The 15,243-nt window shown below is 43.9% G+C and carries 11 protein-coding genes; 7 read left to right on the top strand and 4 right to left on the bottom strand.

Going from position 1 to position 15,243, the window contains the following annotated elements; genetic code table 11:
- Positions 1-168 precede the first annotated feature (168 nt).
- From AWH61_RS10105 to AWH61_RS10080, 6 genes are all read left to right on the top strand, one after another.
- Complete coding sequence (locus AWH61_RS10105; protein WP_075176978.1) at positions 169-828, top strand: hypothetical protein; 660 nt, start codon at positions 169-171, stop codon at positions 826-828.
- 169 nt (positions 829-997) lie between these two features.
- Positions 998-2,983 (top strand): class I adenylate cyclase, encoded by a 1,986-nt coding sequence (locus AWH61_RS10100; RefSeq protein ID WP_014977135.1) that lies wholly within the window; start codon positions 998-1,000, stop codon positions 2,981-2,983.
- A 162-nt stretch (positions 2,984-3,145) separates the two neighbouring features.
- Positions 3,146-3,538: a BlaI/MecI/CopY family transcriptional regulator gene (locus AWH61_RS10095; RefSeq protein ID WP_014950296.1), complete on the top strand. Its 393-nt coding sequence runs from the start codon at positions 3,146-3,148 to the stop codon at positions 3,536-3,538.
- Positions 3,531-4,772 (top strand): M56 family metallopeptidase, encoded by a 1,242-nt coding sequence (locus AWH61_RS10090; protein WP_075176977.1) that lies wholly within the window; start codon positions 3,531-3,533, stop codon positions 4,770-4,772. The genes AWH61_RS10095 and AWH61_RS10090 overlap by 8 nt, the downstream gene beginning before the upstream one ends.
- Before the next feature lie 306 nt (positions 4,773-5,078).
- Positions 5,079-5,669 carry a DUF2780 domain-containing protein gene (locus AWH61_RS10085; RefSeq protein WP_061095627.1) on the top strand — a complete coding sequence of 197 codons (591 nt, stop codon included), beginning with the start codon at positions 5,079-5,081 and terminating at the stop codon, positions 5,667-5,669.
- Positions 5,670-5,815: 146 nt separating this feature from the next.
- Positions 5,816-9,271, top strand: coding sequence for a DUF748 domain-containing protein (locus tag AWH61_RS10080; protein ID WP_249922633.1), 3,456 nt, complete (start codon positions 5,816-5,818; stop codon positions 9,269-9,271).
- Between the two features lie 170 nt (positions 9,272-9,441).
- Here AWH61_RS10080 and gloA read toward each other — a convergent pair whose 3' ends face one another.
- From gloA to AWH61_RS10060, 4 genes are all read right to left on the bottom strand, one after another.
- A complete protein-coding gene (gloA, locus tag AWH61_RS10075) occupies positions 9,442-9,990 on the bottom strand; it encodes a lactoylglutathione lyase (RefSeq protein ID WP_075176975.1) in 549 nt (182 codons plus the stop codon).
- Positions 9,991-10,159: 169 nt separating this feature from the next.
- Positions 10,160-10,810 (bottom strand): YehS family protein, encoded by a 651-nt coding sequence (locus AWH61_RS10070; protein WP_039228169.1) that lies wholly within the window; start codon positions 10,808-10,810, stop codon positions 10,160-10,162.
- Between the two features lie 121 nt (positions 10,811-10,931).
- Positions 10,932-12,725: a DUF1223 domain-containing protein gene (locus AWH61_RS10065; protein WP_075176974.1), complete on the bottom strand. Its 1,794-nt coding sequence runs from the start codon at positions 12,723-12,725 to the stop codon at positions 10,932-10,934.
- A 10-nt stretch (positions 12,726-12,735) separates the two neighbouring features.
- Positions 12,736-14,094 carry a radical SAM protein gene (locus tag AWH61_RS10060; protein WP_075176973.1) on the bottom strand — a complete coding sequence of 453 codons (1,359 nt, stop codon included), beginning with the start codon at positions 14,092-14,094 and terminating at the stop codon, positions 12,736-12,738.
- On the opposite strand from AWH61_RS10060, the gene AWH61_RS10055 reads away from it, so the two are divergent.
- Positions 14,093-15,136: a hypothetical protein gene (locus tag AWH61_RS10055; protein WP_075176972.1), complete on the top strand. Its 1,044-nt coding sequence runs from the start codon at positions 14,093-14,095 to the stop codon at positions 15,134-15,136. The genes AWH61_RS10060 and AWH61_RS10055 overlap by 2 nt on opposite strands.
- Positions 15,137-15,243: the final 107 nt, after the last annotated feature.

Here is a 15,243-nt window from a genome sequence, read left to right as displayed (position 1 = left end):
CTGGGTCAGCAATAAGAACCGACTTCTTCGCTAAGGGCTCGCAAGAGCCCTTACTCCATACAAACTCTTCATAACGATGAACTTGGCGCTGATTTTGCGTATGAATGCCTATATTAGGTCCCCCACTTTTATGCCCCACGCTATGAAGTGAGCTACACAGAGTCAGAAATGGATACCACATACAGCCACTTGTCATCTTCACCTTCACTATTCAATTACTTGGGCGACACAGCAAATGCCCAAAGCGCACTTCAAGATGTTGTAGAAAAATCCAAGCAGGCTAATGCTCTCGGTGATGCGTTCAGTGCGTTTAATGGTGAACTACAGGGCAATCAAATTGACACATATCTTGAAAAAATAGAAAGCGGCGAGGCCTCAATCAACGGCAACACAATTGCAAACTATCTCGATTTTAATCGGCAAAAGCTTGCCTCGGAGTTAAGTAATTTAGCGGCAAAACTTGGTATTTCAGACGATACAAAGCTAACGGTGAGTAAAGGCGAGCTGGTGATTGAAAGCAGTCAGGGCGAGCAAGAGCTTGATAAAACCATGTTGCGCCTACAACAGTACCTAGAAAAGGACACCAACCTTACGTCACTTATTCGACAAACATCTCGTCTGTCTCAGTTCAAAGAATGGGGAGATGCCACGTCATTTGCATCAACACTACAAGAGAAAGGCACTGACGAAGCGACTATCCAGTCATTTTTAAAAGAAGCTCGCACGTCAGTGACGTCTGACAATACGCTGATATTCAATAAAAACGGGTTCGGCTTTTCTTCCGATGGTAAAACTGATGCGCTAATTGATGCACTTGATAAGCAGTAAGAGCAATCTTACAAAGTGAATAAGTCACTATTCATTACCTCCCTCTTACACGAGAGCAGATAAATACCGAATATCACAAATTAAGAATCACTTTTTCTGTGCGAAATTAGAGGAAGTCGACGCGAAATAACGCTATGCTTGGCTGCATGATGAAGTGCAGATTGACATAATGGCAGCGCAACAGCCGCTTTCCGTTCAGCAAAACCTAACCATTAGGTTATTGCGCGTATTGCGATACAACAAAGCACGTATTGAGCGTGCACTTACGCTCATGCCTGAAAAGCACAGGCCGCTTTTTCATGTGCTTCCCTTTCTTGTACATGTTAACCACGAAGCCCTTCCAGGATATGTGGCCCCACTCACCTCGGGTGAAACCGTTCCATTTGGTATCAACAATTACTCGTTTAGACCTGATGTAGAACAAGCTTTGCAGCGCTGTTTTCCTGCACAGAGTCACTTGTTTTCAGACATTAAGCAAATTTGGCCAAGACAGCGGGCGGTTGATGCACTGGTTTTAATGGGTAGCGTGGGGACTATTGCTCAGACTGACGACTCAGACTTTGATTTTTGGGTGTGTATTGACGGTAAACGTTTTTCGACGACTGAGCTGACTTTACTTCAACAAAAGCTAACAGCCATTGAAAAATGGGCGGATAACACCTTTGGTATTGAAGTGCATTTCTTTTTATCTGAGATAGATAAAGTTAAGCAAAACGATTTTGGCGTCGCTGAAGGTGAAAGCGCGGGCTCGGCGCAAGCCCTGTTTCTAAAAGCTGAGTTTTACAACACCAATATAGTAGTAGCAGGCAAAGCGCCGTTTTGGTGGCTTACTCCAGAGAAAACAACAGAGAAGCAGTATCAGGCTATTTACAATAGTTTGGAAAAAGGCGGCTCACCAGACGTAGACTGGTTCATGGACTTAGGTCACCTAGAGCGACTAGACGCAAGCGAACTTTTTGGCGCCGCCATCTGGCAATTAGGCAAAGCCATGGACTCGCCATTCAAGTCCGTATTAAAAATGGCAAAGCTTGAAGTATACCTTGCCAATATCTCTCACGGACAACCACTGTGCAACCTTTTGAAAAAGCATGTACACCGCGGTGCTGAAGCTCCAGGGCATGTTGCAGATATCGACCCCTACGCACTCATGTTTGACGAACTCATCGCTCATTACAAAGCCAATGGTCAGGCGGAAGATATTGCTGTATTGCAGCAGTGTTTATATTTGAAATGTGGGTGTACATTGAGCCACCCGCTTGTAGAAGGTGAGCAAGCGAATTTCAAACGCAAAATTATGGCCTCGTACGCAAAACAGTGGGGGTGGAGCCGCAAACTACTTGCCCACTTGGATAACCAACAAGATTGGACATTCAATGAACGTGTGCAGCTGAGCCGTCGAATTCACCGCTTTTTATTAAAGTGTTATCGCCGCATCTCCAAAGAGATTAGTCACCATCAACAGGTGATGGATCAAAAAGACATGACCGTTCTAGGTCGCCGATTAAGTACCTATTACGCTAAAAAGCCGGATAAAATTGAGTTTTTGCGACGCGCTTTTGACGAAAGTCTTTACTGTGAAAAGATCACCATTGCTATGCGTCAGCTCAAAAATGGTGATGAAGTATGGTCAGCCTATGCTGGTGATTTACTGAGCAAATCGGGCATTATCGACGATTCACAGAAAGTTACTCAAGCAGCTAGCGCCATTGCACTGATGGTCTGGCTTGTGTCGAGCAAAATAATAGATACAAACAGTAAGGTTTATCTCGATTACAATTACGGTGAAGTGAGCGAACTAGACTTGAACGATTTGCTTAAGCATTTGTGCAAGTATTTTCCTCCAGTCAAAGTATCGTCACTACCGCGTAATGACTTGCTGGCGCCAGAACGCATAACGGCATGTTTTGCCATTGTGAACTTCCCCACCCTACGCCAAAAAGCCACGGTAGAGAATGTATCCATTCTTTATACGACGTCTTGGGGTGAAACCTTTTTGAGACACGGCAGCGACGTGCTGGATACGCTGTGGTACGACTTACAAGAAGTAACCCCAAAGCCGCCGTGCTATGTAATGGTGCCACGTGGAAATCAACAAGCACGAATACTCGGCGAGTTCTTAGAAGCTAACGAGCTTAATTTCACCGTTTTATACTGATACGTCCAACGTAACGCTTTCAAAGAAGCGCCAAGCGTAGCACTCCATCTCACACTATCTCTCCGTTTAAAAAATATGCAGAAAAAGCTTGCGCTTTAGAATTACAAGTGTAATCTAAAAACATGGACTACAAATGTAATCAAAACAAAAGACGTCGTAATTATGAGTAAAATGTCAGACAAACCCGAAATTTCAAACGCTGAATTTGAAGTGCTGGACGTACTGTGGGACGACCATCCTGCCACGTCGAACGAGGTTATTGCGCGACTGAATGACAAAAAAGACTGGCACGAAAAAACCGTAAAAACCTTGTTAGGCCGCTTGGTAAAAAAAGAAGTGTTAGGTTTTGAAAAGCAGCAGCGCCAGTATCTTTATTATCCACTGATTGCTAAAGAAGACTATACAAAGAAAGAAACCACGAGTTTTGTTAGCCGACTGTTTAAAGGCAAGATCGCCCCTATGGTCGCTGGTTTTGCAAATCAAAACTCGTTATCTAAACAAGATGTGGACGAGCTCAAAGCCCTTATCAAGAAATGGGAAGAAAACAATGATTGATTGGATTATTGCTCAGCAGGGTATTTTGTCGCTAGCGCTTGTTTTACTCATGGTGTGCGAACACTTTTTCACTAACAAAATTGGGGCTTCGCTTACCTATAAGCTATGGGCGCTGATACCAGCTTGCCTCATAGTCAACAACCTTCCAATGTCGCTGGTTAACATTCCATCGAATAGCTTTGCTCGCTATGTGGTTGGCGTTAAGCCCACATTAAACACCGTAGCGTTCGAAACCTGGTTTACTGTATGGGCAATTGGCGTAAGCGCAATTACAGCCTATGTCTTAGCGCATCATCTTAAAATATGGGCATCGATAGGAAAGCGCAACGCTATCCACACCAATGCCTACTATTCCAGTAAAGCTACCACACCTATGCTATTTGGTTTTATCTTCCCAAAGGTGCTTATTCCCTTCTCATTTAAAAGTGCATTTTCGATTCAACAACAAGCACTGGTATTAGAGCATGAGAACGTACATCGCAAGCATTACGATCACCTGTGGAACGCGTTAGCGCTGGTTATCGCTATTGTATTTTGGTTCAACCCACTGGTTTGGCTTGCGCTAAAATCCTTCAGAATTAATCAAGAATTGGCTTGTGATCACGCAGTACTGAAAGACAAGACAGACAACGAAAAACTCACCTATGCAAAAGCACTCGTGCAGTGTGCCGAGCATGGTTCAGACGCCCTGCACTTTACACGCGGGCTTTACCCAACCTTTGGAGAAAAAAGGACTATGATCAAACGTTTAAACGCGATAAAGCAACCTATGCGTAACAATAAAGTACTAGCTGCAGGCGTACTTTCAATTGCCGCCATGCTCACCATCAACACGGCTTTAGCCAATGCGCCAGTAGCAGAGACAAAATCTGAAGCTAAGATTAACCAGGCATCGCCGGTTAAACGAGTTCCACCAAGCTATCCAGAAAAAGCAGCACAGCAAAATGTTGAAGGTTTCGTTGTACTCTCCTTCGATATTACTGAAACGGGCGCTACAGATAATGTAAAAGTAGTAAAATCAGTGCCTGCTGGCGTGTTTGATAAAAGCGCAAAAGTTGCCCTGAAACAATGGGAATACAAGCCTCGTATTCAAGGTGGCAAAGGCGTGAGGCAGACCGGCCTTCTGGTGCAGCTAGACTATCAACTCGGAGCCTCTCTTGATACGGCGAGTGTTGAAAAGAATGCTTCCCCTGATGTAGAGCGTATAATCGTTCCACCCAAACAGAGCAAGTAAGCCCCAAAATTATCAGAATACTAAAAGGAGCGTATCGCTCCTTTTAGTGTTTTGTCTAATTGACTTAGTTCCTGCCTACTGCACACTACCACTCGATCACCCAAGTCTCTTATAAAATGTAAAGTGCCTTTACAATTTCTATAGAGAATTTACGACCTCACTACGTTAGAATGTGAGTATTTACACACCTGAAAACTTCTAATTTATGGAAGGTTTAAATAGTCGATAGCGCAATTGCTATGGTTATTTTCAATCAAGTTACTCCAGACGGGCTTTCGCTGCTGGTGTACAAAAAGGAAATCTATAATGAATCGTATCGTTTTAGCACCTACAGTGCTTGCCCTTACTTTTTTTACTACTTGTGCTAATGCCAATATTGATCAGCTTAAAGGTCTGTTAGGCGGTAAGAAAGCGGAATCGACAGTTACTTCCAGTAGCCTAACTGAAATGGCAACCAGCGCAGCATCTAATATCGACTTGGCTAGCTTAGTGAGTTCAGTTGCAGGTAACCTTAACGTGTCTGAAAACCAATCGGAAGGTGGCATAGCGTCAATTATGAACTATGTACAAGGCAACCTTTCAGGCGCTGATTACGCCCAGTTGGCAAACAGCATTCCAGGTATTGATGCCCTGCTTGAAGATGTTCCCTCTCTTAGTGGTAACTCAGCAGCAAGCTCAAGCTCTTCACTATCAGGCTTACTCAATAAGGCCTCTGAGTACAGCTCTACACTTAAATCGGTAAACGACTTAAAGCAACAATTTGAAGCGCTAGGCCTTTCAACCGATATGATTGCCAGCTTTGTCACTCAAATCAGCTCGTATTTAAATGTAAATGCAGATGAAGAAACACAGGCGTTGTTTAAATCTGGCCTAGATAATTTGCTAACCGCTCTGTAACCTGTCTAAGGCGTATTAATTCTCTTCTACAATCCAAATTAATACGCTTTAACTTTTTTTGCAGGGGCTTTTAGCTTGGTGAAATAGCAACTCCTGTTTATCTTTTTACACTCAAATACACAGCCTAATCGCCTATGCAAAATGCAATGTCTCTGTTTTCTACGAAGCCCAAATGGTTTCGACTATCCACTTATCTTGTTCTCATCTACCTTACTTACGCGCTTCTTATCGGCGTAGTTACGCCTGCGGTGTTAAAGGCAAAGTTACCCAACATAGTGAAAGAAAACACTGGAAGAGATGCTGCTGTTGAAGATATTGCAATCAACCCTTTCTTGCTAAAAATAGAAGTGACTAATTTTGTTATCTATCCAAATATACACTCTTCAAATGAAAGCGAAGATAACGCCGTAATCCAGAACCAAGAAAATCATTTCTTTAGCGTAGGCAATGTTTCACTGGACGTTGGATTCTGGCAATCACTTTTCACCTTCACTCCTGCCGTTGAATCGCTAACCATAGACGAACCTTTTGTTTCCATTGCACGTTTAAGCGAAAGTGAAGACACACAAATCTTCAACTTCTCTGACATTCTTACCCACGTAGAGAAACGCAGTACAAAAGCACCTGAAGAGCCTAATGACACTAGCGAAGGACAAATTCCCCGAATTACGTTACGTGATTTTGCACTTAACGAAGGGCGAGTGGTTATTGAAGACAAGGTGACCAACACCCTACTTGATTACCCAGAATTGAGCGTTGACTTGCAAGATTTGGATACTCACGCTTTGATCAGTTCAAGCAGTGTTGGCAACAAAAACGCTAACCCTAAAAGCGATAAAAGTGAGAGTGCTCAATCAAAAGGTAAGTTAGCGTTCAACCAATATCAATTTAACTTGCTCACCGCAGAGAAAGGTAACATCGCCATTGATGGCGAGTTTCAGCTATCTCCGTTAAAAGTTACGACAGACATAGCAATAAACGATGTAGCGCTTACGCCGCTTTGGTCACTTTCCAAAGATTTGATAGAAGCAGATTTAGTAGACGGCAAGGTTAACTTAAGCTTACATGCTGAAGTTTTTGAACAAGATACAGCCTTCCAGTTTATTCTAGAGCGTGGCGAATTTGCTGTTAACAACCTTGTGTTTAACGCTGGTTCTTCGCCTGCCACAACAGGCACCGCCAAGAGTTCGCAAGAGATCATTGCCATACCCGCGTTTGCCATACACGATATAAACGTAAACGCATTAGAACAGCAAGTTAGCATTGCTGAAGTTGCTTTTGACAACGTTCGAGTGTCGGGCCTATTTGACAAGTCAGGGCTTGATTTACAGCGTCTGTTTACCCCCAAAAGCCCTGCGGCAGATGCTACATCAGCTAACGCTAACCCCAGCGCAGCGCATATAGGTAATAGCGCAGCGCAAAAGGGAAATAGTGAAACAGAAGATGAGGATGTTTCTAACGTAGCAATCGACAGCACAGAAGAACTAGCACATGACACTTCGTGGTATGTTGAGCTTCACCAGTTTGCATTTAATGACGGTAGCATTGACCTTATAGAGCGTAGCGTAAGTGACGGTACTTACTACCGCATCAGCAACCTCAATATTAAAAGCGGAAAAGTCACTACTGACTTCTCTAAACCTATTTCCTACACCACCAGTTTACATGTCTCTGCCGACCCACAGACGTTTAGCGACACATCCAAAGGTGCACTAAGCAGTAGCGGCAGCGTAGTTATTGCAGAACAAACTGTGCAGGGTAAAGCAGCGATTGAGCAACTGGTGCTAAGTCAGTTCCAGCAGTACGTTTCTCCCCACGCAAATGTGACCCTTGAAGATGGGCTATTTAATTTAAACATTGAGTTTGATGGGGCATTTAAGAACGCCGCTGATAAAGACGATATAGACTCATTAAACGTTAAGGCGAGTACTAGCATTGATAATTTAAGTGTATTGGATGACGCCAGCTCTCCCCTACTACAATGGCAGTCTTTAAATGTAGACAACATTGAATTTGACCACGCATCGAACCAGCTACGCGTAGACAACATTCACCTACAAGCGCCATTTGCACGACTTATTATTGATGAAGCTAAACAGACCAATGTGAGTAAGCTGATTGTCGCTTCATCAGACAAGTCCGCTAACAGTGAAAGTGCCAGCGAAAATGGCAGCGCAACCACGTCGAAAGCATCAAACGCAAACGTGCCTGCGGGCACTACAGCTGAGCCTTCACAAGCCAACGAATTGGCCATTGCCGTTAACACCATATCAATAGAAAACGGCAAAGCGTACTTTGCTGACCATTCATTAACTCCAAAATTTGCGTCTGCTATAGAAAGTTTAAATGGCAAAGTATTGGGAATTGACTCTCGCTCAACTTCCCCTGCCAATGTTGATATCACCGGAAAGATAGACAACTATGCTCCGGTCAAACTAGCAGGCACTATTCACCCATTAAAAGATGATATAGACCTTGATTTAGATTTTTCAGTCAAAGGCGCTGAACTCACTTCAGTTAACCCCTACTCAGGCACCTACATGGGCTATTACATTGACAAAGGCTTGCTGTCTTTGGCTGTGCAATACAAACTGAATGGTAAAGCACTGGAAGGTAAGAACCGTGTGGTTATTGACCAATTAACGTTAGGCAAGAAATCGAATTCTGAGCAGGCATTGAGTTTACCACTTGGGCTTGCCATTGCGTTATTAGAAGACAGAAACGGCGTTATCGATTTGGGTTTGGATGTGTCTGGCGATATCGATAGTCCGGACTTCAGTTTCGGCTCCATTATCCTCAATGCTATTGGCAATATTATTACCAAAGCTGTTACTGCACCGTTTTCGCTACTTGCGAACCTGGTTGGCAGTGACGACGAACTCGACAACGTTGAGTTTGGGTTTGGAGAGCATTCGCTCAATGCGGACGCTCAAGAAAAACTGAATACCCTTGCCAAAGCCCTTAAAAAACGTCCAGGACTTAGGGTTAATATCGAAGGTACTGTCAACGCCATGTCTGATGCAAGTGCCCTAGCGCAACGTCAGTTGAACACTACACTTTTAACAAGAAGCGGCTATGCTGATTCATCTGCAACTACCGGCAACGTTAGTACTAACGAAAAATATCTTGCTGGCGGTGAAAATGAAAGTTCCAACACCCTTGGCAGAGTACAGCGCGACTCAATAAGTGGCAGTAGTATCCCACTGGAAGGCCCGTTAGCCGATGCGCTTTTATCCTACTATGTTGAAGTGTTTACACCTGACCTTAATCAAGAATATGACAACATGGTGGCGCAGCTTTACCCTGAACTCGCAAATTCAGACAATGAACAGAGCCAAAAGAGTGCTGATAACAATAAGGAAGTCATTAACGAAGAAAGTGTAAACCGAGCATTAAGCATTGCCCGATACAACAAACTACGTAACAACATTGATATCCCTGAAAGTGACTTAATCCTTCTGGCTGACGCGCGCAGTAAAGCGGTGAAAGGTTATTTGGCAAATGAAGCTGAGGTAGAAGCGAATCGCTTATTCTTGCTTAATACTCAGCACGACTTACATACCGAATTTAGCGGTGTGGAATTAACGTTAGAAGCGAAGTAATGAACGGGTTGGCTTGAAAATAAAACCCTATAATTTAGGGTTCCATAAGGTCACTAAACAAAAAAGGGTAGCTTATTCAGTTAAGCTACCCTTTTTTGTAAACAGTGACTTCTGATACTACTTGCTACTTAAAACCCAGCTAGCAAATGGTACCGTAGTGCGTGCCTCGCCTACTTCTTCAAATGGGGCGCGCAAGTTGCGGATACGTTAGACGCGTTGAAAATTTCAATCCAATAGCCGTCTGGGTCTTTGATAAATGCGATCCCTTTCATAGAACCATCATTGAGCCCTTTTTGAAAAGGAACGTTTAGTGATGCAAATCGTGCACATGCAGCTTCAGCATCAGGCACATGAAAACCAATGTGCCCAAAACCTTTTGGCTCTGTATTTCCGTTGTGATAATCCACTGTTTCTGGAGTATCACCCCAATTGTGGGTTAGCTCCAACATGGCCGGGCGACCAAAAGTTTGCTGAGTACGTTCGTCTACATCGTCAGAAATATCAGAGAAATCATCACCTGCCGCCAAAAAATAAAGGCTGAATTTCATTTCTTCAAAATCTAGACGCTTAATTAGCGTCATTCCCATAACTCGCGTATAGAAATCTAGCGAACGCTTGGGGTCGGCAATGCGCAGCATAGTTTGGTTGAACACAAAACCTTGTGTCGCGGCATCTTTCTCTTCATACAGGCCTTCGGCCTTATCGAAATGTCGGCTCATAATAGTCGTCCTTAGCGATATAGATAATTAAGGCAAGGCAATCTTGCTTTGCCTAAAAACGAGTGCATAGAAGTGAGGGGTAATTTTCTTTTCACAACAGCACTTAGTCTATCCTCTTACGCGCTTTACCTCAGATGCGTTTTATTCAACGTCTATTTTTACAGCGCTTTTATTTTTTAGGGAGCTTTCCCCAAACCGAACCTGCATCACTTTTTTTCACTGGCGACACTTTAGTATTGGTGTTTTTGCCAGCCGCTTCTTTTTGTTTGCTAGCGCCTTTATTAAATGAGCTTGGCTTAGTACCAGAAGTGCTTGGGCTATCTGATTTTTTAGGCGAAGTTTGTCGCGTGGACTCCGGTCGATATTTTTTCACCATACCTTGCAACAAATTGCGAACCACTTGATCGCCAGCAGGTTTAAAGTTGCGATGGTCTGGCTTTCTAAAAAACGCCGACAGCTCACCTTTACTCATTCTAAAGTCTGCTAATTTAAGCACCGCTATCATATCGTCATCTTTATAACTCATCGCAATACGGATTTTGCGCAGTACTTCATTATTACTTAATCGCTCTTTTGGCCCCAGCTCTTGAGGCATTTGCCCTTCTTGACGACCACGATTTTTAATAATCAATCCATCTAGAAACAGCGCAATAATCTTATCGCGACACGGCAGATAGCCCTCTTCGCCTTCCCGCTTCATCACAGCATGTAAATAATCAATTTCCATGTCGTAGTTCACTAATTTAAAAATACTTATGGCGGCGGTATCGTTGATAGCTAATGCATAACGAAGGCGACGTAAAACATCGTTGTGGATCATGGAAATGGGCCTGAAAAGTGGAGTAGCTAGTAATTGGTATGGATTAAAGTGTAGCGCAACGCGCGCTTTCGCATATTTTACACTACTTGGCCATTCGCATCTATCGAGAGTGTTCCCTTACTCAAGGGAGCCACCAAGACGCAGCAACTTGAAGTGGCGAGGGGTCGTTGGTATCAGAGACCCAAACAACGAGGGCGTGTTTTTTGGCTTTTATATGAGTATTACTGGGCAAAGGCAGACTAGCCACATATTGCTGAGTATGAGCATTGTCGCCGTTGCTACTCAATAACGCGTTTTCATAATCGACTACTATAAAGTCGTGAGTGAGTTTACGCCCAGCGTTTTCTCCCCGCTTGACCGAGGTTTCTATGCCAAAGCCAAGTAACGCAGCGTGAACAACTAGCGTGTTCGATGTACTTCTGTTGATATTGTTGAAGGACACATCAACGATGTTGTTTTGAACCGAAGCATGAAGCGCACCAGACAGAGGGGCGACTCGGTTAGGTAACGACTGCCCCCGAAACCATCCATTCCAAGCACGACCGTTTAAAGCAAAACCAGGCGTGGCAATGGTGTTTGCTTTGCCTACACGCTTGTAGTCTCGCTGCCGTTTACTAAAAGTACTGTCAGCAAATGGATCCTTCCAGCCTAGATAATCCCAGTAGTCCACGTGAAAGTTAATGGGAACCAGTTCAGTCCATAATCTATCGCTCTCTACTAACCCTGAAATCCATTTTTCCGCAGGCGGACAGCTGCTGCAACCTTGGGATGTATAAAGTTCCAAGACGATTGTTTGGTTGGGCGAACTGGTAAGTATAAAGGGCACGTCTGTTGATTCATTGGTTGCTATATTTGTTGCTACGTCTGTCGCTACATCTGTTGCTAGCAGCGGCGTAGATGACAGCGTAGTTAATAGCGCTGATTCTGACGCTAGTGCATGGGCTGAACCTGACGTTTTGCTCTCATTAGAATGCAGAGTGAGGGCAGCTTTAACTATGGGGTTCTTTGTGGCTTGACTTGAAGCATTATCAACGTCGCTATTTGTAGATGTTGAAACCTTCGGTTTTTCCGGTTGCGCATTAATACGCCAGTCATAATCAATGAACCGCAGTTTATAATTCTTAGGAATAGGTTCGACTAGATACGGGTTAATGTATTGAGGTAAGTCCTTTGCTTTTCCTGAAGCGACAAAGTCTTCAGTATAAAAATCGAGGATTTCCGAAACGTACACGCGCTTGCGTTTGTCATCAAAGTAAAAGTGTTTCTTACTCCCAAAGAACTCACGGGTAGCTTGCTCTAGGGTGTCGTCTAAGGTTTCTGCATAAAACGGCGTTTGCGGTAGCCTTGGGCAATCTTTTACCATGCAGTTAAGCGCAAAGTGGGCTCTGGGCTCGTTAAGCGGTCTAATTACATCGTTTTCAAAATCATATAAATTTGTGACTTTACCGCCAATCACCACATCGCGAAACTTGAAAAAAGCTGCTCGTGAAAAGAAACTGGTAAAGCCATCGGGAATACCTTTTTCAATGACACCGTACATGGCTAACGCATTATAGCTATTGATGTAATAAGCCATTACGGATTGTGGTGAGTCAAACAATTCAGGGGTCATTTCAGGGCTAGCAAAACTAATAAAATTAATGACGTTTTCAAGGGGCGCTATATCTTTAGATAACCCTTTGAAATCGGTTCGCCCCTGCTCATCTACATAGTGTTGGAGTACATATTCCCAGTCTTGCGATGCTTTTCGATAGGCTAGCTTAAGCTCTTTTATCGCTGCGGTTTCAACACTGTAGTCAATTATCTGCTTATCAGACGCCTGGCTACTGTTGGCAGCTGGTAAAATATACAACAGCAGCATGGACAAGATAATGGCTAACACACTCCCGAATTGAGGAAATCGGCGAGGCTTCATGATTTTCTCCTTACACGCTTTTGGCTGGATGGTGACGCTTGCCATTTGTACTAAGCGCATTTGCTGACAGCGAACTAGGTGTTGCTGTATCTGGGATTTCGCGAATGGGTATTACATTATTTTGTTTGTAGCGTTCTCCCAATGGCTGGTACTGCTTTTTCTGCCCATGGCGGTCGGTATATGTCAGAGGTTTCAATATATGTTCATCGCGCTCGGCGTTGTGCTTGCACATAGAGATGGGGCCATCTGCGGTCATAACCATGAATGAACACGCATCAATTCTGTCTTGCTGAAGGGCGTTGGCATCCATAAAGTTCTGAACAAAAAACGACAATTTGTGCACACGTCCTTTGCTCTTGAAAAGGCTGCTACGCATTTCAAACAGCTTCAATGAGGTCGCTTTAGCCAGTGTCCAAATCCACTTTGGCCTAGCAAGCAGTGCTTTACTGTAATCCCATAAAATCTTTGCCATGCCGTGCTGTCGAGTTGTTTGTATGTGCTTAAAATCCTCAATGAACTGCGCAAATAAGTGTGCATCATCAACGACGGAATAAACCTGTTTATTAGCCACTAACGTTGGCATGTAGCTATGACAGTCGTTATGCCCAATACGTACTTTTTCCCACCGCAGCGCTTTGCTAATTGTTTTTTCTATAGCGGCTTTCACCGTTACGGGGTCAATTACATCAGCTCTTGCTCCCCATTCCCCTCGGCCTGTTTCTGCCTGTAGCTGAAATGAGGCGAAACTTACGGCGTCTGCATGCTGCACAAAAAAATCCACCAGCATGGGCAATTCTTTGAAATTATCGGTGTGCACGGTGGTGTTAAAAATAATCATAAGCCCCAAGCCTTTGGCCCGTTCTATGTATTCTTCGCGGATAGCATTTAGCGATGCTTCATCAGGGAAACCTTTACGTTCTTGGGTGGTATCAACGTGAAAAGCGACATCGTTTAAGCCAACTTTAGCTAAAGCCGTTAGCAGGTCACGGGAAGCCGCAATACCGTTGGTGAAAAGTGCGGTGTGCAAACCGAGCTTATTGGCATATTCGACAATTTCAATTAGCTCGCTGCGCTTTCTTAACGTAGGGTCACCACCGGTTATTTGTACACTGGTACCAGGGCCATAGTGACGAAGGACATTGTCTAATCGCTTAAACACTTCTTGAATGGGAATGTCGCGAACCGCTTGCGAATGCTCAGATAAATAGCATAAGGTGCAATCAAGATTACACTTTTGCGTGATTTCAACAGCAACACAACCTATGGTGTGCGTGCGGCCCAGCAACTGATTTGGGGTGAAATGTTCACCCATGCGTTTTTGGGTATGACGAAGTTGTTGATTTCTAGTGATACCAGGGGAGCACGCCATGTCAATGCGCCTTTTTCGAACTACACAGTATCAACAAAGACCTATTACATATAAAAATACTTTCACGGCGTGCCGTTTTTTTGCACTAGTTTTATTGTCATGCAACGCACTCGCTTCTTCTGATACAACTAAAAACCAATCGCTATTCACAACAACGTCGACTTCGTTCGAAGAAGTAAAAAGCCGTGTTTTTTCAGATCCCTATTCGGCGCTACCGCAATATGAAGTGTCGCGGAAACACTTCGATGCTGACGGTGAAAACCTGCTGCTAAGTCACGCTAAAAGAACCCTTTCTTCCAACGCAAATTTTATAGAATTAGGTACCAAGCATAAGCTACTTCAAGCTAATGGTATTTGCTTCGCTGGCACATGGAAAATTAATCACAGCAGCCCTTACTCCGGGCTTTTTCAAGCACGCACAAACGTGCAGGTTATCGTAAGAGCGTCAGTCAGCTTAAGCGGTACAAAGCAGCGAGATAAGCGTGCTTTTGGTATGGCAATCAAGCTTTTCCCCAATACCCAAAGTACGGTTACTGAAAACATATTTTTAATGCACTCGCTGGGTGGCACTAAAACCCAGCACGTGGCCAACTTACCTATGACCAACGAGCCCGCTCTGGGCGAATTGCCGCCTTTCAGTCAATTACTCACCGCTTATCGCTTGGAAAGCGATCTTGAAGAAGCAGATCAAGCGTTTAGCGGAAAAAATGCGAATGCGCGTTTCAGACCTGTTTCACATTTGGCAGAAGTATTGCTCCCCAACGACGAAATAGCGAATAACGTGAGGCAAGGTCCTTACTGGCTAAAAGCGTCGTTAAAACCTGATACACCGCTAGTGAATAAAGATGACTTTAGGGATGAATTGTCGTTGCAGCATTACCCAAATAAGACGCTATCTTGGGTTTTATCTGCTGCCAATTTTAACGATGCAGGGATAGATAAAGCCCAATGGCAAGAGATAGGTGAAATGACATTGACTGAATCTGTGACCTCCCTTACCTGCGACACGAAACTTCACTTTAATCACCCTGCAATCAAATGACGCTAAGCAATTCCGTTTAAACGGGTAAACCTCGCGTTAGAGTGTTTTTACTGCCTATTGAGATTACCGTATAGTGAGCAATGTTCTCATTGTTTTAGTATTAGTGT

It is taken from the genome of Alteromonas sp. W12, from assembly GCF_001924945.1.
Taxonomy (GTDB): Bacteria; Pseudomonadota; Gammaproteobacteria; order Enterobacterales; family Alteromonadaceae; genus Alteromonas; species Alteromonas macleodii.
This window is presented reverse-complemented; position numbering and strand designations above follow the sequence as displayed.